Origin of the sequence: Ciceribacter sp. T2.26MG-112.2 (assembly GCF_900492205.1) — a bacterium.
GTDB classification, from domain to species: domain Bacteria; phylum Pseudomonadota; class Alphaproteobacteria; order Rhizobiales; family Rhizobiaceae; genus Allorhizobium; species Allorhizobium naphthalenivorans_A.
The window spans coordinates 302,462-327,087 of record NZ_UEYQ01000002.1; the positions used below are offsets into that span (position 1 = coordinate 302,462).

17 protein-coding genes are annotated in these 24,626 nt (G+C 64.8%); 7 read left to right on the top strand and 10 right to left on the bottom strand.

The features are described from left to right. Positions 1-127: 127 nt before the first annotated feature. Both DYZ14_RS04960 and DYZ14_RS04965 read left to right on the top strand, forming a co-directional pair. Positions 128-1,021 (top strand): DMT family transporter, encoded by an 894-nt coding sequence (locus DYZ14_RS04960; RefSeq protein ID WP_154719794.1) that lies wholly within the window; start codon positions 128-130, stop codon positions 1,019-1,021. A gap of 197 nt (positions 1,022-1,218) precedes the next feature. Beyond that, on the top strand, positions 1,219-4,692 hold the full coding sequence (locus DYZ14_RS04965) for an autotransporter domain-containing protein (protein WP_154719663.1): 3,474 nt from the start codon (positions 1,219-1,221) through the stop codon (positions 4,690-4,692). A 69-nt stretch (positions 4,693-4,761) separates the two neighbouring features. Here DYZ14_RS04965 and arsA read toward each other — a convergent pair whose 3' ends face one another. From arsA to DYZ14_RS04990, 5 genes are all read right to left on the bottom strand, one after another. Further along, positions 4,762-6,528: an arsenical pump-driving ATPase gene (arsA, locus tag DYZ14_RS04970; RefSeq protein ID WP_154719664.1), complete on the bottom strand. Its 1,767-nt coding sequence runs from the start codon at positions 6,526-6,528 to the stop codon at positions 4,762-4,764. A gap of 84 nt (positions 6,529-6,612) precedes the next feature. Then, complete coding sequence (locus DYZ14_RS04975) at positions 6,613-7,473, bottom strand: metal ABC transporter permease (RefSeq protein WP_154719665.1); 861 nt, start codon at positions 7,471-7,473, stop codon at positions 6,613-6,615. Then, positions 7,470-8,330 (bottom strand): metal ABC transporter permease, encoded by an 861-nt coding sequence (locus DYZ14_RS04980; RefSeq protein WP_154719666.1) that lies wholly within the window; start codon positions 8,328-8,330, stop codon positions 7,470-7,472. Before DYZ14_RS04980 ends, DYZ14_RS04975 begins: the two co-directional genes overlap by 4 nt. Next, positions 8,311-9,204: a manganese/iron ABC transporter ATP-binding protein gene (locus DYZ14_RS04985; RefSeq protein ID WP_154719667.1), complete on the bottom strand. Its 894-nt coding sequence runs from the start codon at positions 9,202-9,204 to the stop codon at positions 8,311-8,313. The genes DYZ14_RS04980 and DYZ14_RS04985 overlap by 20 nt, the downstream gene beginning before the upstream one ends. Positions 9,205-9,206: 2 nt before the next feature. Beyond that, positions 9,207-10,094 (bottom strand): metal ABC transporter substrate-binding protein, encoded by an 888-nt coding sequence (locus tag DYZ14_RS04990; RefSeq protein WP_154719668.1) that lies wholly within the window; start codon positions 10,092-10,094, stop codon positions 9,207-9,209. A 241-nt stretch (positions 10,095-10,335) separates the two neighbouring features. Here DYZ14_RS04990 and DYZ14_RS24100 point away from each other — a divergent pair, with 241 nt between their 5' ends. After that, positions 10,336-11,646 carry a hypothetical protein gene (locus tag DYZ14_RS24100; protein WP_195949829.1) on the top strand — a complete coding sequence of 437 codons (1,311 nt, stop codon included), beginning with the start codon at positions 10,336-10,338 and terminating at the stop codon, positions 11,644-11,646. 82 nt (positions 11,647-11,728) lie between these two features. Here DYZ14_RS24100 and lysS read toward each other — a convergent pair whose 3' ends face one another. The 5 genes from lysS to DYZ14_RS05020 form a co-directional block, all read right to left on the bottom strand. Next, on the bottom strand, positions 11,729-13,228 hold the full coding sequence (lysS, locus tag DYZ14_RS05000; protein WP_154719669.1) for a lysine--tRNA ligase: 1,500 nt from the start codon (positions 13,226-13,228) through the stop codon (positions 11,729-11,731). A 244-nt stretch (positions 13,229-13,472) separates the two neighbouring features. Next, positions 13,473-14,930 (bottom strand): glutamate--tRNA ligase, encoded by a 1,458-nt coding sequence (gene gltX, locus DYZ14_RS05005; protein ID WP_154719670.1) that lies wholly within the window; start codon positions 14,928-14,930, stop codon positions 13,473-13,475. A 533-nt stretch (positions 14,931-15,463) separates the two neighbouring features. Then, positions 15,464-17,239, bottom strand: coding sequence for an SLC13 family permease (locus DYZ14_RS05010; RefSeq protein ID WP_154719671.1), 1,776 nt, complete (start codon positions 17,237-17,239; stop codon positions 15,464-15,466). Between the two features lie 164 nt (positions 17,240-17,403). Then, positions 17,404-18,162, bottom strand: coding sequence for a TerC family protein (locus DYZ14_RS05015; RefSeq protein ID WP_154719672.1), 759 nt, complete (start codon positions 18,160-18,162; stop codon positions 17,404-17,406). A gap of 110 nt (positions 18,163-18,272) precedes the next feature. Next, on the bottom strand, positions 18,273-18,974 hold the full coding sequence (locus DYZ14_RS05020) for a TetR/AcrR family transcriptional regulator (protein WP_154719673.1): 702 nt from the start codon (positions 18,972-18,974) through the stop codon (positions 18,273-18,275). Between the two features lie 144 nt (positions 18,975-19,118). Here DYZ14_RS05020 and DYZ14_RS05025 point away from each other — a divergent pair, with 144 nt between their 5' ends. From DYZ14_RS05025 to xylB, 4 genes are all read left to right on the top strand, one after another. After that, positions 19,119-20,330: an HlyD family secretion protein gene (locus tag DYZ14_RS05025; RefSeq protein ID WP_154719674.1), complete on the top strand. Its 1,212-nt coding sequence runs from the start codon at positions 19,119-19,121 to the stop codon at positions 20,328-20,330. Between the two features lie 25 nt (positions 20,331-20,355). Next, complete coding sequence (locus DYZ14_RS05030) at positions 20,356-21,945, top strand: DHA2 family efflux MFS transporter permease subunit (protein ID WP_154719675.1); 1,590 nt, start codon at positions 20,356-20,358, stop codon at positions 21,943-21,945. Between the two features lie 165 nt (positions 21,946-22,110). After that, the gene (locus tag DYZ14_RS05035) at positions 22,111-23,136 is read left to right on the top strand and encodes a LacI family DNA-binding transcriptional regulator (protein ID WP_154719676.1); all 1,026 of its coding nucleotides are present in this window, start codon (positions 22,111-22,113) and stop codon (positions 23,134-23,136) included. Between the two features lie 23 nt (positions 23,137-23,159). Further along, the gene (gene xylB / locus DYZ14_RS05040) at positions 23,160-24,614 is read left to right on the top strand and encodes a xylulokinase (RefSeq protein WP_154719677.1); all 1,455 of its coding nucleotides are present in this window, start codon (positions 23,160-23,162) and stop codon (positions 24,612-24,614) included. The last annotated feature ends 12 nt before the right edge of the window (positions 24,615-24,626 follow it).

Here is a 24,626-nt window from a genome sequence, read left to right on the forward strand (position 1 = left end):
TGCTCAGGCGCCGCAAGGCAGCTGTGCAAAGTTTCAGACTTTGCAAATGCCAAGAGACGTATACGATCGATTCGCTTCCTTTCCCTGCGAAGGAGCCATGTCTGCTCCTTCCACGTCAGTCGGTTTCATGAAATCCACGCCGCTCGGCTATGCCTTCGCCATCATCGCCTTCACCATATTTTCGGTGCAGGACGCCGTGTCGAAGCATCTCGGCATGAACTATCCGCCGGTGCTGGTGGCAATGTTCCGCTATTGGGCGTTTGCCGCCTTTGCCATTCTTCTGGCGATGCGGGCGCGCGGCGGCTTGCGGGCAGCGGTCGCCACCAAGCGCCCCGTGTTGCAGATCGCGCGGGGGCTAATACTGGCGGCGCAGATCCCGATTGCCATTTCAGCCTTCGCCAAGGTCGGGCTTGCCCAGTCGCAGGCGATCTTTGCCGCCGGTCCGCTGATCGTCGCGCTTCTGTCGGTGCCGATCCTCGGCGAAAAGGTCGGATGGCGACGCTGGACGGCGATCGGCGTGGGCTTGTGCGGTGTTCTGCTGATCCTGTCGCCGAGCGGGGACCAGTTCAGCCCGCTGGTCATCTTGCCGATTGCAACGGCGGTGATGGGCGCTCTCTATGGCTTGATGACGCGGCTGGTGAGCCGTGTAGACGGTCCGATGACGAGTTTCTTCTATATCGGCACTGTCGGGGCGGTGGCGCTCTCGATTGCCGGGCCCTTCTTCTGGACAGAGATTTCCACCGCGGACTGGAAGTGGATGATCCTGCTCTGCTGCACCGGCATTGCCGGGCATTATCTGCTGATCAAGGCCTATGACAATCTCGATGCCGTCGCCGTTCAGCCGATCACCTATCTGCAACTCGTGCTCGCCTCGGGTATCGCCGTCGTGGTCTTCGGCGAGGTGCTGAGGGTCAATATGGTGATCGGCGCGGCCATCGTCGTCGGCGCCGGCCTTTTTACCGTCTGGCGGGAGAATGTGCTGGCAAGGCGCAACGCGCTCAACGCATCCGTCGATCCGTGACACCGACTGCCGACCGCTGGCGTGTGGCGTGCATGCCGCTATCCGCGACCATTTTCGGGTGTATCGGCAAGGTACGTGTGCTTTCCATTGACGGGTTTGTTCCCGGCTTGTGAAAAGGATCGGATCGATTCTTTAAACAATTTGGGGTTGCCGGGACGGCTGGCTTGGCCGTCGCGGTGTCTCCGGGAGACCTTTTCATGAAGCCCGACCGTATTGCGCGTCGTACCCGTCTTTTGTCGACAAGTGCGATGGCACTGTGCCTTGCCGCTGGATTTTCCGGCGCGGCGCGTGCCGATTCCGTCTACTGGAACGGCGGCACCAATGACTGGTTTCTCGACAGCAACTGGGTTTGGGACGGGCACACGCCCAATGCCGGCGACAGCGCCCGCATCGATTCGACCGGCGTTGTGATCGACGGAGCCGGCGCCCAAGTCGGCACGCTCTTCCTTGGTCTCGGCGGAGCAGCGGACCTGACGATAGAGGACGACCTGACGTCGGACTCGGTTTCACTGGGATGGAACAGCGGCTCGACGGGTTCGGCGACCATTACCGGAGCCGGCAATGACTGGGCCAATTCCGGGGCGATCTATGTCGGCAATGGCGGAGGCGGGGTCATCAGTATCCTGAACAGTGCGGCTGTCAGCACCGGGGAAATGAACATCGCGTCCGGCACGACATCGACCGGCACGGTGAACCTCCAGGACAATGCCAGCCTCACCACCTCCGGCTTTCTCTATGTCGGCTTCGGCGGCGACGCCTCCAGCGGCGGCCACGGCTATCTCAACATCCTGTCCGGCTCCGCCGTGACGAGCGCCGACGGCATCATCGCCAACGGCACCAATACGATCGGCGATGCCCTGGTCAGCGGGACCGGCTCGACCTGGACCACGACGGGTGGCCTCCTCGTCGGCGGCGGCGGGGTGGGTACGCTGGACGTGATCAATGAAAGCTATGTCCAAAGCGGCACCGCGACCATAGCCAATCTGGCCTCCGCCTCGGGCAGCAGCGTCAATGTCGACGGCGTCGGCAGCGGATGGTTGGTGCTCGGCGATCTCTATCTCGGCGCGAGCGGCTCCGGCACTCTCAATGTCACGGATAATGCCAACGTCGACCTTGGCGCGGCCTATCTGGGTTACACCGCCGCCGGCAGCGGTGCGGCCGTCGTCGACCACGCGACCCTTTCCATCGCCGACCGCATCGGCATCGGCTACAACGGCATCGGGTCGCTGGCGATCCGCAACGGCGCATTCGTGCGTTCTGATGGCGCGATTCTCGGCTGGAACGCGGCCTCGACCGGCACAGCCACTGTGACCGGCGCCCACAGCTTTTGGCACAATACCGGCACGCTCTACGTCGGCAATCTGGGCGACGGTTTCTTGACCATTGCCAGTAACGGAGACGTCTCGAGCACCGATGGTTATGTGGGCACCGAGGCCGGTTCCGACAGTGAGCTTCTGGTAACGGGCTCGGGGTCCAGCTGGTCTTTGAGCGGGGCCTTCATCGTCGGCCACAACAGTGGCGCGGAAGGGACGGTCACCATCGCCAACGGCGGCTACGTCGGCGGCACGCAGGGCATTCTCGGCGACCTCGCCGGCTCGGTGGGCACCATGACGGTGACCGGTACGTGGTCGCAGTGGTTGGCGACGGGCAATCCCGCCGAGCTCTATTCCGGCGATCTGAATGTCGGTCGTCATGGGACGGGTTACCTTTCCGTTCTCAACGGCGGCTTGGTCTTCGGCAACCGCCTGCATATCGGCAATGAAGTCGGCTCGTCCGGCACGGTCATCGTCTCTGGCCCCGGCTCCACCGTGGAGTCGTACGACCGCTTGTCGATCGGCATCGAGGGTGACGGCGAACTGACCGTCGCCAATGGTGCAACAGTAAGCGCCGATCGCATCGTCATCGCAGACGATGCAGGTTCCACCGGTATCCTCAACATCGGTGCGGCAGCCGGCGAATCTGCGGCCACCGCCGGCGTCATCGACACCGAGACGGTGACCTTCGGCGACGGCGACGGCGAGATCGTCTTCAACCACACGGCTAATGACTATGTCTTCGGAGCAGATGTGGCAGGCACCGGCACGCTGTCCTTCCTGTCCGGCATCACCGAACTGACAGGCGACTACTGGGCCTTCACCGGCGACCTGTCGATCGAGGGCGGGCTGGTATCGGTCAACGCCGAAAGGCTTTCGGTCGTGGCCAGCGTGCTCGACGGCGGAACGCTCGGCGGCACCGGCACGCTCGGCAATGTCGCGGTGGCGAGCGGCGGCACTGTCGCGCCGGGCAACTCCATCGGCACGATCAGCGTCGGCGACATTACCTTTGCCTCCGGTTCGATCTATTCGGTCGAGGTCGACGATTTCGGCAACAGTGACCTGATCGATGCCTCCGGAACGGCCACCATCGACAGCGGCGCAAGCGTGACCGTCGGGCCGGAGAACGGCACCGACGACGGTTCGACCTACACGTTCGGCACCGTCTACACGATCCTCAGCGCCGCCGGCGGCGTGAACGGCACTTTCGGTACGCTGACCGACAGCTTCGCCTTTCTCGACGGTCGGCTGACCTATGATGCCGACAATGTCTTCCTGACCCTGCTGCGCAACGACATCGCCTTTTCCAGCCTCGCCGAGACGCGCAACCAGGTCGCCGTCGGCACCGCGCTGGAATCGCTCGCCATCGGGGACCCGCTCTACGACGCTGTGGTGGGTCTGGGCGCCGCCGAGGTCCTTGGCGCCTTCGACGACCTGTCTGGCGACATCCACGCTTCGACCAAGGGCATGCTGGTCGACGACAGCCACTATGTGCGCGATGCGTTCAACGCCCGGCTGCTCGGCGACGCATCGCAAGGCCACGGTTTCTGGACCTCGGCCTTCGGCGCGTGGGCGCGCTCCGAAAACGACGGCAATGCCGGGTCGCTCGCCCATTCGACGGGGGGCTTTGCCGGCGGTGCGGACACCGTTCTCGCCGACGACTGGCGGATGGGTTTTGCCGGCGCCTACAGCCAGACGGCGTTCGACGAGGCATCGCGCGGCGCCTCGGGCACGTCCGACAACGCTTCGCTCGGCCTCTACGGCGGTCGCTCCTTCGGTGCGCTCGACCTCAGGTTTGGCGCGGCCTATACCTGGCACCAGATTTCCACCGAACGCACGGTCGATGCCGGCAGCCTCGACGACCGCAACGAAGCGGATTACGACGCCCGCACCGCCCAGCTGTTCGGCGAGGCGAGCTATGACATCGACACCAGCCTCGGCACAATCTCGCCCTTTGCCGGTCTCGCCTATGTGCATCTGCGCTCCGACGGTTTTACCGAAACGGGCGGCGTGACGGCCGTCTCGGCGGCGGCGGACAGCTATGACACGACCTATGGCACGCTCGGACTGCGCGGCGAGGCGCCGCTCGCCCTTGGCGACACCAAGGCCGTGCTGCACGGTATGGTCGGCTGGCGCCACGATTTCGGCGACGGTCTTGCGGATACGCGACTGGCCTTTGCCGGCAGCGACAGCTTCACCATCTACGGCGTGCCTTCGGCCCGCGACGTCGCGGTGATGGAAGCCGGGTTCTCTGTTCCCGTCAGCGAAAACGCGCTGCTCGGCCTGAGCTATGCGGGCCAGGCCGGCGAAGGCGAGTGGGAACAGCAGGTCAAGGGGCGCCTGGACGTTCGCTTCTGATCTGCAGGATGCCGGGCAAGGGTCGCTGCGGTGACCTTCGCCCCTCCTGTGCTCCAGAGGTCGCGCGCATCACGCCGGATCGGCGATCTTGCGCAGTTCGGAAAGCCCAACCGGTGCGACCGAGCGGAAATCGAGACCGTAGACGCGGCGGGCGAAATCCCGCTTCACCCGCTCGATCTGGGCGGCCTCGCCCTTGATCCGGGCGCGCAAGAGCGGGTCGCGCGTGCCCGTGATCGCCATCGACTTGTTGACCACCCAGCCATAGGGCTCGATCTTGGCGCGGCGGAGATCGTCTTGCAACGCACCGGCCTCGGAGACCGGTGTGGTTTCCGGCAGGGTGACCAGAAGCACGCGGGTATAGGCCGGATCTTGCAGGCGCATCAGCGGCGTGATCATGCGGCCGGGGGCGGTTTCGTCGAGGTGCCGAGTCATCTGGCGGTGGTAGGCGCCGGTGGCGTCGAGCAGCAGCAGCGTATGGCCGGTCGGCGCCGTGTCGATGACGACGAAGCTGCTCCTTGCCTCGCCGACGACGCGGGAAAAGGCGTGGAAGACGGCGACTTCTTCGGTGCAGGGGGAGGCCAGGTCCTCGCGCAGCAGCGCCTTGCCGTCCTCGTCGAGATCGCGGCCCTTGGTCGTCATGATCTTCTCGATATAACGCTCCGTCTCTGCCTCCGGGTCGATGCGGTCGACGGTCAGGCCCGGCATGGCGTCCGAGCCGACGACGAAGGACAAGTGGGCCGCCGGATCGGTGGTCGTCAGGTGCACGGAATGGCCGCGGGCGGCCAGCCCGACCGCCACGGCGGCGGCCACCGTCGTCTTACCGACGCCGCCCTTGCCCAAGACCATCACCAGGCCCCTGCCGCCCGCTGCGATGTCGTCGACCAGCGTCGAGAGACGCGGCAGGTCGGTAACGGCGGGCAGGGCGCCAGTGTCGGAACCGTCGAGATCGTCGTTCGGGGCGAAGAGGGCGCGCAGGGCTTTGAGCCCGACCATGTCGAAGGATTTCAGCGGCACCTCGTCGCGCGGCAGCGAGGCGAGGGAGGCGGGCAGTTCGGCGAGTGCTGCCGTCTGCTCGGCAGCAAAGGCGGCCGCGACCGTGTCGCGTGGATCGGAGGGCGTGAAGCGGCCGTTGACCGCGAGCATCTGGTTGGAGAGGCCGAGTTCTGCGAGCTCTCCTGCGGTGCGTGCAGCCTCGCGGATCGCGCCGCGCTCGGCGCGGGTGACCAGCACGATGGTGGTGCGGGCCGGGTCTCCCAGGCAGTCGAGCGCCTCGCGGAAGCGATCTTCCTGCATCTTCAGGCCCGAATGCGGTCCAAGGCAGGAGGCGCCGCGCTCGTTGGCTTCGAGGAAACCGGTCCAGGCCTTGGGCAGGCTGAGGAGCCTGAGCGTGTGGCCGGTCGGCGCGGTGTCGAAGATGATGTGGTTGAATTGCGGATTGTCGTCGGCGAGCAGGCCGACGAACTCGTCGAAGGCGGCGATCTCGGTGGTGCAGGCGCCGGACAGCTGTTCGCGCACGGTCGCCTTGTCCTTGTCGGTGGCATCCGGCCCCATCTGGTCCAGCACACGGACGCGGTAGTCCTCGGCCGCCGTCTCCGGGTCGATGTTCATGGCGAAGAGGCCGGACACGCCCGGCACAGGAGTCGGATCGCTGCCGAGCGCCACGCCAAGCATCTCGTCGAGATTGGAGGCCGGGTCGGTGCTGACCAGCAGGACCTTCAGCCCTTTGTCGGCGAGCGCGATCGCGGTCGCGCAACTGATCGAGGTCTTGCCGACGCCGCCCTTGCCGGTGAAGAACAGGTGGCGGTTCGGTTTGCAAAGCAGCGTCATCGGTGTCATCGGGCTTGGTCCTCGCTCGGGCGTGACGCTAACCCTAGACGGTCGCCAATGGAAGCGACTTGACCCAAAGCAAATCCTGCGCGGCTAGGCTTCGGTCTCCGACGCCGGATGCCTGCGCATGTCGCGGGCCTTCCACACGGTACGCAGGAAGGCGAGGATGAACATGGCCGTCATCAGCAGGACAATGGTCGGCGCCGGCGCGCTGTCGATCAGGAAGCTCAGATAGATGCCGAGTACGGTTGCTGTGACCGCGACGATGACGGCGGCGAGCAGCATGGTCTGGAACCGGCGGGTGATGAGGAAGGCGATGGCGCCGGGGGCGACCAGCATGGCGACCGACAGGATGATGCCGACGGCCTTCAGCGCGCCGACGACAGTCAGCGACAGCACGGCGAGCAGGCCGTAGTGTAAGAGCCTGACCGGCAGGCCGATGGCGCGGGTATGTTGCGGGTCGAAGGCGTGGGCGAGAAGATCCTTGCGCAGGATCACCAGGAAGGCGGTCGCGGCAAAGGCGATCAGGCCGGTCTCGACGAGATCGGAGGGCAGGATGCCGAGCATGTCGCCGAACAGGATATGGTCGAGGTGGACGTCGGACTCGACCTTGACGAACAATACGAGGCCGAGGCCGAACATGCCGGAGAAGACGATGCCGAGCACCGTGTCCTCCTTGATGCGGCTGTTTTCCTTCACATAACCGGTGGCGAGCGCGCAGACCATGCCGGCGACGAAGGCGCCGACGGCAAAGGGCAGGCCGACCATATAGGCGATCACGACGCCCGGCAGCACGGCATGGGACACCGCGTCGCCCATCAGCGACCAGCCCTTGAGCACCAGAAAGCAGGAGAGCAGCGCCATCGGCACGGCGATCATCAGGGTGACGGCGAAGGCCGACTGCATGAAGGGAAGCTGGAACGGGAGAAGCAGAAACGCGAGGGTGTCGTTCATGGCGTCGGCTCCAGGGCTTGCGCCGCACGCCGGCGGGCGGCCAGCATGCCGTGCTTCGGGGCGAAGACGAAGGCCATGAGGAAGAGTACGGTCTGTAGCACGACGATGACGCCGCCGGTCGCTCCGTCGAGGAAATAGCTCGCATAGGCGCCGACGAAACTCGTTCCGGCGCCGATGAGGAAGGCGAGCACGATCAGCCGCTGGAAGCGGTCGGTGAGCAGGTAGGCGGTCGCGCCTGGGGTTACCACCATGGCAACGACGAGGAAGGCGCCGACCGTCTGGAGGGCGGCGACCGTCGAGCCGGCGAGCAGGGTGAAGAAGACGATCTTCAGCAGGTCGGGCCGCAGGCCGATCGAACGGGCATGGTTCTCGTCGAAGAAGGCGACCATGAAGTCCTTCCACTTGACGGTCAGCACGACGAGGCTGACGCCGCCGATCAGCACGAGCTGCAGGGTGTCCGCCGGGGTGATGGCGAGAATATTGCCGAGCACGATGGTCTGGATGTTCACCGAGACCGGCGACAGCGACACCATGAACAGGCCAAGGCCGAAGAAGGAGGTGAAGATCAGGCCGATGATCGCATCTTCCTTGAGGCGCGTGCGCTGGTTGAGGAAAAGCATGGCGGCGGCGGCGAGCCCCCCCGACAGGAAGGCGCCGAAGGCAAAGGGCAGGCCGAGCATGTAGGCGCCGGCGACGCCCGGGACGATAGCGTGCGAGAGCGCATCGCCGATCAGCGACCAGCCCTTGAGCATCAGATAGGCGGAGAGGAAGCCGCAGACTCCGCCGACGAGCGCACTCACCAGGATGGCGTTGCGCATATAGTCATAGGTGAAGGGTTCAAGCAGCAGGTTTGTCATCGGCATCTTCCGGGGCTTTTTCCGTCTGCGGCTTGCCGTAAATGACGAAGGGACGTTCGTCGTCGGTGATGACCTTGAGCTGGCGCGCATCGGCGTCGTCATGCAGGTCGGCGCCGCCGAGAACGAAGTGGCGGAGCGCCCCGCCGAAGGCGACCTTCAGGTTCTCCTCGGTGAAGGTTTCCGCGGTCGGACCGGACGCGATCACCGTGCCCTTGACGAAGATGGTGCGATCGCAGAATTCCGGCACGCTGCCGAGATTGTGGGTCGAGACCAGCATGACGCGGCCTTCGGCGCGCAGGTCCCGCATCAATGCGACGATCTGTTCCTCGGTGTTGACGTCGACGCCAGTGAAGGGTTCGTCGAGCAGGATCACCTGTCCTTCCTGGGCCAGAGCGCGGGCGAGGAAGACGCGCTTGCGCTGGCCGCCGGAAAGCTCGCCGATCTGTCGCTTGCGGAAATCGCTCATTCCGACCCGCGCCAGCGCATCGGCGACCATCTTGTGGTCGTTGCGCGAGGGAATGCGGAAGAAGTTCATGTGGCCGTAGCGGCCCATCATCACCACGTCCTCGACGAGGACCGGGAAATCCCAGTCGACCTCCTCGGCCTGGGGCACGTAGGCGATGAGGTTCTGGCGCAGTGCCTGATGCACGCTCATGCCGAGCACGCTGATCTCGCCCGCGGCGAGCGGCACGAAGCCCATGATCGCCTTGAACAGCGTCGACTTGCCGGCGCCATTGACGCCCACCAGGGCGGTGATCGTGCCCTTCGGGATCGAGAAGCTTGCGGCTTTAAGCGCGGTCAGGCCGTTGCGGTAGGTGACCGTCACGTTCTTGGCCGTCAGGCCCTCGGGCCGTGTTCTGGTGCTTGGCCCCATGATCACGATGCCAGCCCCTCTGCAATCGTCGAGACGGTGACCTTCAGCAGGTCGAGATAGGTCGGGACCGGGCCGCCGTCTTCGCTCAGCGAGTCGACATAGAGCACGCCGCCATAGGCCGCCCCGGTTTCCTCGGCGACCTGGCGGGCGGGCTTGTCGGAGATCGTGCTCTCGGAAAAGATCACATGGACCTGATACTCCCGCATCGCGTCGATGACCGCGCGCACCTGCTGCGGCGTGCCCTGCGCGTCGGCATTGACCGGCCAGAGGAAGAGTTCCTTCAGGCCGAGGTCGCGGGCGAGATAGGAGAAAGCGCCCTCGCTGGTGACCAGCCAGCGCTTTTCGGAGGGCAGGGCGGCGATCTGCGCCTTCAGCGGTCCGATCTCGGCGCGGATCTTGTCGGAATAGGCCTTGGCATTGGCGGCGTAGGCCTCGGCATTGTCGGGATCGACTTGCGTCAGCGCCTTGCGGATGTTCTCGACATAGATCAGCGCATTGTCCGGTGACATCCAGGCATGCGGGTTGGGCTTGCCTTCATAGCCGCCGCCGGAAATGTCGATCGGCTCGACGCCATCGCTGATGACGGCGGCCGGCACGGGGCCGAGATTGGCGAGGAACTTTTCGAACCAGCGTTCCAGGTTGAGACCGTTCCACAGCACGAGATCGGCGTCGCGTGCCTTCAGGATGTCGCGGGGCGTCGGCTGGTAGTTGTGGATCTCGGCGCCTGGCTTGGTGATGCTGTCGACCTCGGCCCGGTCGCCGGCGACATTGCGGGCAATGTCGGCGATGACGGTGAAGGTCGTGATGACCTTCGGCTTCTCGGCAGCCGTCGCGCCAAGCGGCAGAAGCATGACGGCGGCAGCGATAAGGCCTGCAAGGCGGGACGGCATGGGAACTCCTAGGCTTGTTGCGAATAGTTCTCATTAAAAGTTAAGGCCGAAAATCCGATTGTCAATGCTTTTTGCGAACGGCTCGCAAAAAGACTCGCCTTCCGGCGTCCCGCCGGTGAAGGCGGGGGTATGTTCCGCGGATTGTCTCGACCGGATTAAACCTTCCTCAAGACCGATGTGGCAAGTATCGAGCGAAGTATTGCGTGAACAGTGGAGCGAGTTCGATGGCGGAGTTCATGGCGTGAAGGGTCTTCTGGGCAAGATCCGGATCTCTCGCAAGATCGTTCTCGCCTTCGGTGGGGTGTTGGTTCTGTGCGGCGCCACGGGCGCTGCCGCGGTCTTCATCGGCGCCGACAAGATCCTCGGTCCGTCCTATTCGGACCGGAACGGCCTCGAATGCACCGAAGTCCAGACCGTCACGATCAAGAAGAAGGACCGCTTCTGGGTCCGCAAGTACATTACCACCGACAAGCCCGGCGACGGCATGACGCGGGTCAGGACCGCGCTTCGGGTCGCCGGCGCGGTCTACGCTTCGCAGAAGCCGGATCTCGTGCAGGTGGTCGTGCTCGACAAGAGCGGACCGACCGACCGTTCGGCGATGCGCGGGCGGGCCGTCGGCGCCGACGTCATCTACATTGCCGACCCCAGTCGGGTGCCGGAAGAGGCGAACGGACAGGTGTTTACCGCGCGTTATGTCGACAAGCTCGCGAATGCCGACGGATTGTTTTATGGCGAGAAGATCGCCCTGCCTGAGGCGGAGATCGAAAGGCTGGTCGCCCGGCTGGATGACAAGACCGATTGCATCAAGCCTGAAGTGGTCGTTCCCGAGGGTCAGGGCGCGCCAGCCGAACATGGGGCGCCTGCCAAGCAAGGCGCGCCGGCAGGCCATGGAGAGGCCGCACCCGCCGAGGGGCATGGCGAGGCGGCACCCGCCGAGGGCCACGGAGCGGAGGCGCCAGCCGCGGAGCCCGCGGATGGCCATGGCGCAGCAACCGTCGAAGCCGATGCGCATGGCGCGGATGCCGGCCATGCCGCCGAAGCGGCTCCCGCCCACGAAATTCCGGCTGGCGAAGGCGCGCAGGACGAGGCTGTGGCCCCGCCGGCTGCGGAGGCCGACGCCCATGCCAAGGCGACCGAACCGGCCGCAGCACCGGCCGAGAGCGGCGGCTGGTTCTCGTCGCTGAAGGGCATGGTGCTCGGTAGCGATCAGGAAGCGCCCGCGCCTGCGGCGACGGAAGACGCCGCTGCCGGCCACGATGCCGAGCCGGCCGAAACGGTCGCGCCGGAAGAGGCGGCTGCACCTGCGGAGCATGACGCCGCACCGGCCGAAGATGCCGCGGCCGCGGGCCACGAAGCCCAGCCCGAGCCGGCTGCGGAAGGCAAGGCGAAATCTGCCGGCGCCGCATGGCTCGAGAAACTGAGGTCGCAGCCGCTCGAGGGCACGAGCGCCGCGCCTGCCGAGAGCGGGATACCGGCCGAGGATTCCGACATCCTGCCGCCGAAGGCAAGCGCCAAGGCCGACGCCGAAAAGCACGCCGAGGCAAGCGACTGAGGCAGGACTGAGTTACAACGAAAAATCCCGGCGCAGGAGGCTGCGCCGGGATTTTTCCGTTTATGCGAATGTCCTGACCGGTTCAGTCGCCCTTGTGGCGGCGGGCCGGGAAGAGGATGACGTCGCGGATCGACGGCGCGTTGGTCAGCACCATGATCAGGCGGTCGACGCCGATGCCCAGCCCACCGGCCGGCGGCATGCCCTGGTCCATGGCGTCGAGAAAGTCCTCGTCGAGGGCCTTTTCCTTTTCGCCGCGGGCATGGGCCTGCGTCAGCTGTTCGACCATGCGGGCGCGCTGTTCTTCCGGATCGTTGAGCTCGGAGAAGGCGTTGCCGAGCTCCCAGCCGTTGACATAGGTCTCGAAACGCTCGACCAGGCGCGGCTCGCCCGGCACTTCCTTGGCGAAGGGCGAGATGTCCTTCGGGAAGTGGATGACGTGGACCGGCTGGATGAGGTCGCCCTCGACGGTTTCCTCGAAGACGAAGGCGAGGCATTCGCCCCAGGTTGCGTCCTTCTCGACCTCGAAGCCGGCATGGCGGGCGGCGGCGCGCGCCTCCTCGTCGGTCTTGATGGCGAGGAAGTCGATGCCGGTCTTTTCCTTGACGGCGCCTGGCATGGAGATGCGGCGGAACGGGCCCTTGAAGGACAGGACCTTGTCGCCATAGGGCACTTCCGTGGTGCCATGGATGGTCATCGCCAGCTCCGAGAACATGCGCTCGACGAGGTCCATGATGTCCTCGTAATCCGCATAGGCCCAGTAGCACTCCATCATGGTGAATTCCGGATTGTGCCGGGTGGAGACGCCTTCGTTGCGGAAGTTGCGGTTGATCTCGAAGACCTTGTCCGAGAGGCCCGAAACCAGCGTGCGCTTGAGATAGAGTTCCGGCGCGATGCGCAGGTACATGTCCATCTTCAGCGTGTTGTGATGGGTCTTGAACGGCTCGGCGGTCGCACCGCCGTAGATCGTCTGCAGCATGGGCGTCTCGACTTCCATGAAGCCGTCGTTTTCCATGAAGCGGCGCACGCCCGAGATGATCTTCGAACGCTGCTGGAAGCGCAGCTTCGATTCCTCGTTGGTCAACAGGTCGAGATGGCGCTTGCGGTAGCGCGTCTCGATGTCGGCGAGGCCGTGATACTTTTCCGGCATCGGCAGCAGCGACTTGGTGAGCATGGTGATCTCATGCGCATTGATCGTCAGCTCGCCGCGCTTGGTGCGGCGCACAGCGCCGGTCACGCCGATGATGTCGCCGAGGTCGATCATCGGCAGAAGCGCACGGGCTTCCTCCGGGGTCGTGTCCTTGTGGGAGAAGATCTGGATCTTGCCCGAGGCGTCATGGATGTCCATGAACATGCCGGAATTGCGCGACGAGTAGACACGGCCGGCGACGGTGACGATGTCGCCGGATTCGGTGTCGAGCTCCAGGTCGGCATATTTCTCGGCAAGCTCCGCATTGGTGATCGTGCGGTGGAAATGGGCCGGATAGACGTCGCCGACCTGCTGGCGCAGGAGGGCGAGCTTCTGGGCGCGGACTTCGGTCACGTCGGAGGAGAGGGCGGGTGCTGCGGTCTTCTGTTCGGTCATCGTGTATCGCCTTCAGCGGCTGTTTCGTTTCGGTCACCCCCTCTGCCCTGCCGGGCATCTCCCCCACAAGGGGGGAGATCGGTTGGGGGACGCTTGTCGTTCCACCTCTGAGGTCAAAACCGGCGGTCAACGAGGGCTTGGGGCAACAGGCCGGCCACTCGCTGATCTCCCCCCTTGTGGGGGAGATGCCCGGCAGGGCAGAGGGGGTAGCTTAATGCGCCGCCGGTCGAGCGACGCTGCATCGTCAGTTCGCAGCACCCACCATGGACGTCAGTACCTGGCTCGCCACCTTCAGCCGCTGGCGCACGACCGAGCGGCCGAGCAGCGCCATCGAGTCGAACAGCGGTAGCGAGCGGGACGAGCCGGCCATGGCGACGAAGAGCGGGGGCGTGACCACGCGCAGCTTCTTGCCGAGGCGGTCGGCGATGTCGCGCAGTTCCTGCTCGATCGTCTCGACATTCCATTCGAGGATCTTCTCGAGGTCGAAGGCCACCGTGTTGACGATTTCCAGCGTCTCGGCCGGCGAGGTCTTGAGGCCGGCAAACGAGGCAGGCGTCAGGCTCACGTCGTTGGCAAGCAGGAAGCCGGCAAGCTGCGGCAGTTCGCCGAGCTTGGAAATGCGGCTCTGGGCGAGCTTCAGGCCTTCGGTCAGGCGCTGGTTTTCCGAGGCCCAGTCGAAGACGCGGGCGAGGAACTCGTCCGGCATCAGCTTCTCGCGCATCCAGCGGCCGTTCAGCCAGTCGAGCTTCTGCACGTCGAAGATAGCCCCGGCCTTGGACAGGTTGTCGGGATCGAACTTCTCCGCCAGTTCTTCCATCGTCAGAAGTTCCTCGCCTTCGGCGATCTGGATGAAGAACAGGCCGAGGAAGTTCATCAGCGCTTCCGGCAGGTAACCGAGCGCAGAGTAGTAGGAGATCGAGGTCGGGTTCTTGCGCTTCGACAGTTTCGACTTGTCGGCATTGCGCATCAGCGACAGGTGCATGAACTTCGGCGGTTCGAGGCCGAGATACTTGTAGATCAGGATGTGCTTCGGCACCGAGGCCAGCCATTCCTCGCCGCGCGCCACATGGGTGATCCGCATCAGGTGGTCATCGACGACGTTCGCCATGTGATAGGTCGGCATGCCGTCGGCCTTCAAGAGCACCTGCATGTCGACGGCGTCCCACGGAATAGAGACGTCACCATAGACGCCGTCATGGAAATCGCAGGAGCCCTCGGTCGGGATCTTCATGCGCACGACGGAGGGTTCGCCCTCTTCCATGCGCTCGGTGACTTCCTCGGCCGTGAGGTTGAGGCAGTGGCCGTCATATTTCGGCGGCAGGCCCTTGGCGCGCTGCGCGTCGCGCATCATTTCCAGGCGCTCCGGGGTGCAGAAGCAGCGGAAGGCATGGCCGTCGCGCACCATCTGCTCGACGAAGGGACGGTAGATGTCCTTGCGCTCGGACTGGCGGTAGGGACCATAGGGGCCGCCGATATCGGGGCCTTCCGACCAGGTGAGGCCAGTCCATTTCAGCGCGTCGAGCACTTTCTGTTCGAATTCCGGGGTCGAGCGGGTGGCGTCGGTGTCCTCGATACGCAGGATGAACTCGCCGCCCATCTTCTTGGCGAAGAGATAATTGAACAGCGCGATGTAGACGGTGCCGACATGGGGCTCGCCGGTCGGGGAGGGTGCGATGCGGACGCGGACGCCGGAAGTGCTCATGGACTCTTGCTCGTGGTAGCGTGCGGGGTGATCGCGCGGATGCCGCGGGATCAGCGAAAACGGGAAAACGATCGGGTGGAAAGACGGGAAAAGGCCTGATATGCGCGCTGATCCTGTCAATTCCGCCGGCTGGCCTTAGGCCATATTCAGCCGCAGGCGTCAAGGAAAACTGCGGGCGGGGGCGGCATGGCAGCCCTGCTCGAACGCCGGTTCGGAGAAAATCTGCGACCTTGGGAACCAATCGCTGCAGGCGACGTTTCATAGACAGAACGCGGGTCGTGCCAACCGGACGCGACGGGAATTGGGGAATACGGAGCTTTTTCCGGTTTCTCTCCGTAGCCAACGAAACGGCAGACGAGCCCCTTACCCGTCCGACCCGCGTTCATTCCTAGTCCCCCGCCCCAAGGAAAGCCTGCATCCCGCCGATGCAGGCTTTTCCTTTTTGCCTCGCAGGCGATGACAATCTGTCCGCTGAAACGAAAGCGGCCCGGTTTGAGACCGGGCCGGGCACATCGTTGGCGCAGCGAGGGCTGTTACTGGACTGGCCAGACCATAAGCAGCATGGGGATGGACACCAGGACGATGATGATCGACAGCGGCAGGCCGAGGCGTGGATAGTCACTGAAGCGATAGCCGCCGGGACCCATGACCAGCGTGTTGCACTGGTGGCCGATCGGGGTGAGGAAGTCGGAGCCGGCGCCGATCGCCACCGCCATGAGGAAGGCGTCCGGCTTGTAGCCGAGACCGGCGGCAAAGCTCGCGGCGATCGGTGCCATGACCAGCACGGTTGCGGCATTGTTGAGGAAGGGCGTGACCGCCATGGCGGTGACCAGAATGAGGGCGAGCGCGCCATAGGCGGGCAGCCCGTCCGCGGCGGCCCCCAGCCAGCCGGCGATCAGTTCGCTGGCACCGGTGCTGCGCAGCGTGTCGCTGACCGGGATGAGGGCGGCGAGCATGACGAGGATCGGCCCGTCCACCGCACGGTAGATCTCGCTGAGCGGGATGACCTTGAGGATGACCATGGCCAGCGCCGCCGCAAAGAACGCGACCGCGACCGGGGCCAGGCCAAGAGCGGTGGCGCCCATGGCGGCGACGAGGATTGCCAGGGGCACGATGGCGCTGCGGCTGGTGCCGAGCAGGATTTCCCGTTCGGCCAGCGGAAGGCAGCCGAGCTCCAGAAGCAGGCCGGGCAAGGCCTGCCGCTGTCCCTGCAGAACGACCACATCGCCAGGCCGCAGCGTCAGTTCGCCGAGACGTTCGCGGATGCGCTTGCCCTTGCGGCTGACGGCCAAGAGGTTGACACCATAGGTATTGTAGAGCGACAACTCGCGTGCGGAGAGGCCGATCAACGCGGAATCGCGGCTGACCACCGCCTCGATCGCGGCGATCTCGCCGCTCGGCTTGGTCTCGCCTTCTCCGATCGGCTTGCCCGAAAGGGAAAGCTTGGCCTGGGAGACGATCCGGTCCAGCGGTTCGGATGCGCCTTCGAGCAGCAGCGCGTCGTTTTCCTTGAGCACGATGTCGGGGAAGGGGGAAATGCGGGTGTGGCCGCGCAGGATCGCAGTGGCGATCACTTCGCCGGGCGCGATCGACAGAAGCTCATTGAGCGACTTGCCGAGGAAGGGCGACTGCTTGCCGACGGTCGCCTCGGTGGCGAAGGTCGAGTTCTCCAGCGCTTCCTGGACGGAGGGGGTCTGGTTCTCGCGCTTCGGCACCAGCCAGTAGAAGAACATCAGGAAGATTGTGCCGGCGAGCGCGAGCGTGGCGCCGACCGGGGTGAAGTCGAACATGGTGAAGGCTTCGCCGGTGATTTCGGCGCGCAGGCGCGAGACGACGATGTTCGGCGAGGTGCCGATCTGCGTCATCAGGCCGCCGAGCAGCGCGCCGAACGCCATGGGCATGAGGAAGGCCGAGGCCGGCGTGCCGGAGCGGCGGGCGAACTGGAAGGCGACCGGCATCATGATCGCCAGCGCGCCGATGTTCTTGATGAAGGCCGACAGCAAGGTGACGCTCACCACCAGCAACAGCATCTGGCCGCGGATCGAGGTGAGCGAGGGGAAGAATTTCTTGATGGCGAGATCGACGATGCCGGAGCGCGCGACCCCGGCACTGACCACCAGGGCGCTGCCGACGATGATGACGATATCGTCGCTGAAACCGTCGAAGGCCTTTTCGGCGGGAACGAGGCCGAGGGCTACGGCGACGATCAGCGTGACGCAGGCAACCACGTCATAGCGCAGGCGGTCCCAGAGAAAGGCGGCCATCATCGCGCCTATGACAGCGAAGGCAAGGATTTGCTCGGTGGTCATGGGACTCCGGATATGTTGTGTCGAGAGAATATACAGGGCAGGCAGTCGCTATCAATGCCGCCGGATCGGCTTTGTTCCGCGCGGCGGAGCAAGCCGTTAAAATAGCAGGCCCGCGACGAGGTCGCGGGCCCTGGGCAGATGGGCGGTAGGCGCTGATCGCCTGATCAGTGCAGCTTGGCTTTGGCTGCCCTCTCGGCCTGGCGCTTGCGCCGCGCGAACATGTTGAGCACCTCGACGAGGCCGGAAAAGGCCATTGCCGCATAGACGTAACCCTTGGGCACGTGGAAGCCCATGCCCTCGGCGATCAGCGTCGTGCCGATCATCAGCAGGAAGCCGAGAGCCAGCATGACGATGGTCGGGTTCTTTTCGATGAAGTTGGCAAGCGGCGTGGCCGCGACCAGCATGACCGCGACGGCGATGATCACGGCGACGACCATGATCGGCAGATGCGGGGTCATGCCGACGGCGGTGATGATGCTGTCCACCGAGAAGACCAGGTCGAGCAGGAGGATCTGGCCGATGGCGGCCGCGAAAGTCTGTGTGGCGGACGAGGCGATGAAATCCTCCTCATGGTCCACCGGATCGACATTGTGGTGGATTTCCTTGGTCGCTTTCCACACCAGGAACAGGCCGCCGGCAATCAGGATCAGGTCCTTCCACGAGAAGCCGTGGCCGAAGGCCTCGAAGATCGGCGTGGTCAGCTTGACGATCCAGGCGACGGTGCCCAGCAGCGCCAGGCGCAGGACAAGGGCCAGGCCGATGCCGATCCGGCGTGCCCTTTCGCGCTGGTCGGCCGGAAGCTTGTTGGTCAGGATGGAGATGAAGACGAGGTTGTCGATGCCGAGGACGACTTCCATGACCACGAGCGTGATCAGAGCGATCCAGGCGGCGGGATCCTGAAGGAGAACGAGGATTTCCTGCATATTTTTCTTCCGGTTTGCGAGGGCGGGTCGATGCAACAAATGGAGCAAGGCCTGCACGAGGGCAAGAGCCGGGATTAACGCGCGAGAAAAAAGACCGTTCCCGGAATTTATCAGCGAGGCTTGGAACAGGATCCGGTGCCATAGGCGCAAAGGAAAACGCTGACCGCGCTGTCGATGACGCGGTCGCGGTCTTCGCGCGTCGGTGTTTCGATCATCTCGCCGAACAGGCGCTGCTTGAAAAACGTTCCGGTCGCCAGATCGATGAACTGTCGGGCGGCAAGGTCCGGATCCTCGGTCTTCAGTACGCCCTTGTCGACCTGTTGGCGGATGAAGGCCTCCAGCACGCTGCGGGCGTTGGACGGGGCATTCGACAGGAAACGTCGACACAGGCCGGGCATGCGGTCGACGACGCCGAGCAAGGTGCGCATGGCGGGGATCATGTCGGTCTCGATGATCTGGCGGACGAAGGCATGGGCGAAGCGGCGCAGCCCCTCCTCAATGTCGTGGCTGTCGGCGAGGATGTCGCGCAGGGCTTCGGTGAAGAGACCCTTTTCCCGCTCGATGAGGGCGGCGAACAGGTCTTCCTTGCTCTGGAAATAGACGTAGATCGTGCCCTTGGACACGCCGGCTTCGCGCGTCACGTCATTCATGCTGGCTGCGTCGAAGCCCATCTTCATGAAGACCTGCTTGGCGCCGTCGAGGATCTGGCCGCGCTTGACGGGGTCTTCGCCGGCGGGGAAACGGCTTGGGACGACCGGGTAGGCGAACTCGGTCGTCACGGTCTCCTGACTATTTCTGGGCGGGCGGTTCATGGGTCTTCCAATTGTTAACTGCATTCGAGCCAGAAAGGAAAGTGCTGGCTTTCTACGTCTTGATATGTGGTAGAAAAGCCTCTATGTCAATCGAACCGAACGGTTCAGTTCGATCAGCTTACATCGCCAGCGAATGGTTTGAACATGTCACTATCCCAAAGGACGGGTGCCGTCCGCTCCGCCCATGCTGCCGATGCGCGGCCGGCCGACAATGAGATCGCGGTTCTCGAGGCGCATCCCGGCGCCGCAACCGATCACACGCAGGGCCCGGCCGCCTTGGCGGAACCGGCCACCGCCAAGAAGCGCCGCAGCCTGGTTCTGCCGGTCATCCTTGCCGCGCTCTTCGCCGGCGCGGCCTGGTATGGTTATGGCTGGTGGACCGAGGGCCGGTTCATGGTCTCGACCGAGGACGCCTATATCGAAGGCGACATCGCGATCATCTCGCCCAAGGTCTCCGGCTATGTGAAGTCGGTGGAGGTTGCCGGCAACCAGCGCGTCAAGGCCGGCGATCCGCTGGTGACGCTCGACGACGGCGACTATCGCATCGCCGCCGAGCAGGCCGAGGCGCAGATCGTCGTGCAGCGTTTGACGCTCGAGCGGATCGATGCGCAGATCAGGGGCGGGGACGCCGCGCTGGCCCAGGCCGTGGCCCAGAAGCAGTCGGCGCAGGCGACTCTCGGCCTCGCCGAACTCTCTCTCACGCGCGTCAGCGGCCTGCAGGAGCAGAAGGTGGTGTCCACCGCCGATCTCGACAGCGCCAAGACGCAGCTTGAGCAGGCCAGGGCGAGCCTTGCCGCCGCAGACGCCAATATTGCCGCCGCCGAAGCCAGTATCGCCGTTCTCAAGGCGCAGCGCGCCGAGGCCGATGCCGGCATGCGATCGGCCGAACTGGCGCTCGAAAAGGCCGAGCGTGACCTCGCCTTCACGGTGCTGAGAGCGCCCTATGACGGGATCGTCGGCAATCTTTCCGTCCAGACCGGCGACCTCGTCTCGGTCGGCAAGCGTCTGGCCGCGCTGGTTCCGGTCGAACAGCTCTACATCGAGGCCAATTTCAAGGAGACGCAGATCGCCGACCTGGTCCCCGGCTCGAAGGTTGCCATCCATGTCGACGCCTATGGCGACGAGACGATCGAGGGGACCGTGACGTCGATCGCACCGGCCTCCGGCTCGGTCTTTTCCATGCTGCCGGCGGAAAATGCCACGGGCAATTTCACCAAGGTCGTGCAACGCGTTCCCGTCCGCATCGAGATTCCGAAGAATGTGCTCGAGGCCGGGCACTTGCGCGCCGGCCTGAGCGTCGTCGTCGACGTCGATACCCGCACCGCGCCGCAGGGTGCGGCGCTCGCGGCCAACTGAGGCGGTCCTGCCAGGGAAAAGCACGATGGCCGAATCCGCAAACACAGCGGCAGGCGCGGTCCCGCTGCCGGGCGCCGAGGAGCGCATGGACCCGAAGCGGCTCATCGCCTTCTTCGCGATGGTGTTCGGCATGTTCATGTCGATCCTCGACATCCAGATCGTGTCGGCTTCGCTTGCCGAGATCCAGGCCGGCCTTGGCGCCGGGTCCGACGAGATCGCCTGGGTGCAGACCTCCTATCTGATCGCCGAAGTGATCATGATCCCGCTGTCGGGGGCACTGGCGCGCATCGTGTCGACGCGCATCCTCTTTTCCTTCTCCGCCGCGGGCTTCACCATCGCCAGCGCGCTGGCCGCGACGGCGACCAATATCGACCAGATGATCGTCTACCGGGCGATCCAGGGCTTTATCGGTGGCGGCATGATCCCCTCGGTATTCGCCGCAGCCTTCACCATCTTCCCGCCGTCCAAGCGCAACATCGTCTCGCCGATCGTCGGTCTGGTGGCGACGCTTGCGCCGACCATCGGCCCGACCATCGGCGGCTATATCAGCCATGCCATGTCCTGGCACTGGCTGTTCCTGATCAACGTCATCCCCGGCATCATCGTCACCGCGGTGACCTTCAGCCTGATCGATTTCGACAAGCCCGACTTCAAGCTCTTCAAGAAGTTCGACTGGTGGGGCCTGTTCTGGATGGCGCTGTTCCTCGGCATGATGGAATTCGTGCTGGAAGAGGGCAACAACAAGGACTGGTTCAACGACGAGCACATCGTCATGGGCACGGTCGTCATGGTAATCGGCGGCTTCTTCTTCTTCCACCGGGTGTTCCGGGTGGATTTTCCGGTCGTCGACCTGCGCGCCTTTGGCAATCGCAACTTCGCCTTCGGCTCGCTGTTTTCCTTCGTCATGGGGGTCGGGCTTTACGGGCTGACCTATCTCTATCCGGTCTATCTGGGGCGTATCCGCGGCTATGACTCGATGATGATCGGCGAAACCATGTTCGTCTCGGGGGCCGCAATGTTCCTCACCGCGCCGGTTGCCGGCGCGCTGTCGAGCAAGCTCGATCCGCGGGTGATGATGATGATCGGCTTTGCCGGCTTCGCCGCCGGTACCTACAGCATGACCTTCATGACCGCTGACTGGGATTTCTACGAATTGCTCGTGCCGCAGATCCTGCGCGGCTGCTCTTTGATGCTGTGCATGGTGCCGATCAACAATATTGCGCTGGGTACGCTTGCGCCGGACCGGATGAAGAATGCCTCCGGCCTGTTCAACCTGACCCGCAATCTCGGCGGTGCTGTCGGGCTCGCGGTGATCAACACCATGCTGACGCAGCGCTCGGACGAGCATTATGGCCGGCTTGCCGAACAGGCTCATTGGGGCAATGCCGCTGCCCTCGACTGGCTGGCGAGCGTCGGCGCCAATTATGATGCCTATGGCCTCGACGGCACGGCGGTGGCGCTCAGGAAACTCTCGGGCGTCATCACCCAGCAGTCCTGGATGCTGTCTTTCATCGACGTGTTCATGGGGCTGACCGTGCTGTTTTTCGGGCTGGTCTTCCTCGCGCTTCTGATCAAGAAGCCAAGTGCGGCTCCGCTGCCCGGAGCCGGACACTGAGCCTCGGCTCGGGGCTCAATCCCATTTCGCAAATCCACCGCAGCGCGTAGGACCGTTTCCCCACCGGGGAGACGGTCCTTCTCTTTGAGCAGGCTATGATGTACGTACCTCAAAAAGTGATTTACGTACCTCAGAACGTGCGCTAAGACTTCGGTCGGAGGAAACATGAAGCCGACAGTTCACGATATTGCCGCAGCCGCAGGCGTCAGCCTCGCCACCGTGGACCGGGTGCTCAACCGCCGGGCCGGTGTCAGCGCACGCACCCGCGACAAGGTGGAGGGCGCTGTGGCCGCGCTCGGTTTCGTGCGCGACGTGGCGGCGGCCAATCTGGCCAAGGGCCGCGTCTATCCTCTGACCTTCGTCCTGCCGGCCAACGACAATTCCTTCATGCGCGAACTGGAAGCGGCGGTGCGCGATGCCGCGACACGTTCGCCCTCGGAGCGCACCGACATCCGCATCCTCAAGGTGCCGCCCTTCGATGCGGCGGCGCTTGTCGAGGCGCTTGACGCGCTCTTGGCCGATCGGCCAGCCGGCGTGGCGCTGGTCGCGGTCGATGCGCCGGAGGTGGCCGGTGCCGTCGACCGACTGGTCGATGCGGGCATCCCGGTCGTGACCCTGGTCTCCGATCTGCCGGCGTCGCTAAGGGTCCACTATGCCGGCATCGACAACCTGGCGGCCGGCCGCACCGCCGCGAGCCTGCTCGGCCGCTTCGTCGGTGATCGGCGCGGCACGATCGCCGTCCTGGCCGGCTCCATGCTGGTGCGCGACCACCGCGAGCGTCTGGAGGGCTTTTGCTCGATCATGGCGAATGGTTATCCGCATCTGGCCCTGCTCGACGTGATCGAGGGGCGGGACGATCCGGCGCTGGTCGAGCGCTTGCTTTCGGATCTGTTTCGCCAACGCGACGACATTCTCGGCATCTACAGCCTGGGCGCCGGCAATCGTGGTCTGGTCGCAGCGCTTCGCAAGGCCGAGCTCCGCCGCCGGCCGGCAGTGATCGCCCATGAACTGACCGGCACGACGCGCGATGCGCTCAAGGACGGGCTGGTCGACGCGGTGCTCAACCAGGATGCCGGACACGAGGTCAGGAGCGCCATCCGAGTGCTGAAGGCTAAGGCCGACGGCCTGCCGGTGCTGGCCGCGCAAGAGCGCATCCGCATCGACATTTTCTTGAAGGACAACCTGCCGTGAAGGGCAGGGGATAGGGAGAAAACATGTATCTCGGGCTTGATCTGGGCACTTCCGGTGTGAAGGCTATGCTGATCGACGGCGATCAGGCGGTGATTGGCGTGGGCCATGCGGCCCTCGATGTGTCGCGGCCGCATCCCGGCTGGTCGGAGCAGGATCCGCTCGACTGGATCCGCGCGACCCGCGAGGCGGTGGGGGCTCTGAAGGCCACGCATGGCGCGGCGCTTTCGGCGGTGAAGGGCATCGGCCTGTCAGGTCACATGCATGGCGCGACGCTGATCGACGCCGCCGACCAGGTGCTGCGGCCCTGCATCCTCTGGAACGATACACGCAGCCATGTGGAGGCGGCGGCCATTGATGCCGATCCGCGCTTTCGTGCGATCACCGGCAATATCGTCTTTCCCGGCTTTACCGCACCGAAGCTCGCCTGGGTGGCGAAGAATGAGCCGGAGATCTTCTCCAGGGTGGCCAAGGTGCTGCTGCCGAAGGATTTCATCAGGCTCTGGCTGAGCGGCGAATATCTGTCCGACATGTCGGATTCGGCCGGAACCGCCTGGCTCGATACGGGCGCGCGCCGCTGGTCTGCGGAACTGCTGGAAGCGACCGGGCTTTCGGAGCGGCAGATGCCGGGGCTCGTCGAGGGTACCGATCCGGCCGGCACGCTGCGCGATCAGCTGGCCGCCGAATGGGGCATGGCGAGCGGCGTGACCATCGCCGGCGGGGCAGGGGACAATGCGGCTTCCGCCTGCGGCATGGGCACGGTCGCCGAGGGCCAGGCCTTCGTCTCGCTCGGAACCTCGGGCGTTCTCTTTGCCGCCAACGGCTCCTATCTGCCGAAGCCGGAGAGTGCCGTCCATGCCTTCTGCCATGCGTTGCCGAACACCTGGCACCAGATGGGCGTCATTCTCTCGGCGACCGATGCGCTGAACTGGCTGAGCGGCATCACCGGCAAGGCGGCCGGCGAACTGACCGGTGAGCTCGGCAGCGATCTGAAGGCGCCGGGCAGCGTCACCTTCCTGCCCTATCTCTCCGGCGAGCGCACCCCGCACAACGACGCAAAGATCCGCGGCTCCTTCATCGGTCTTGGCCATGAAAGTTCGCGCGCGGTGCTGACGCAGGCCGTGCTCGAGGGCGTCAGCTTCGCCATCCGCGACAATCTCGAAGCGCTGAAATCGGCGGGCACCCATATCTCCCGGGTGACGGCGATCGGCGGCGGTTCGCGCTCGCGCTACTGGCTGGCCTCGATCGCAACGGCGCTCGGGCTTCCGGTCGACATTCCGGCCGACGGGGATTTCGGCGCGGCCTTTGGCGCGGCACGGCTCGGGCTGATCGCAGCGACGGGTGCGGACCCGCTTTCCGTCTGCACGGCGCCGAAGACTGCCGAGACGATCGAACCCGTCACGGCGCTCACCGGTGCCTACGAGGAGGCCTACGGGCGCTATCGGGCGCTTTATCCGGCGATCAAATTGCTTGCTCATTGACACAGGCCCCCC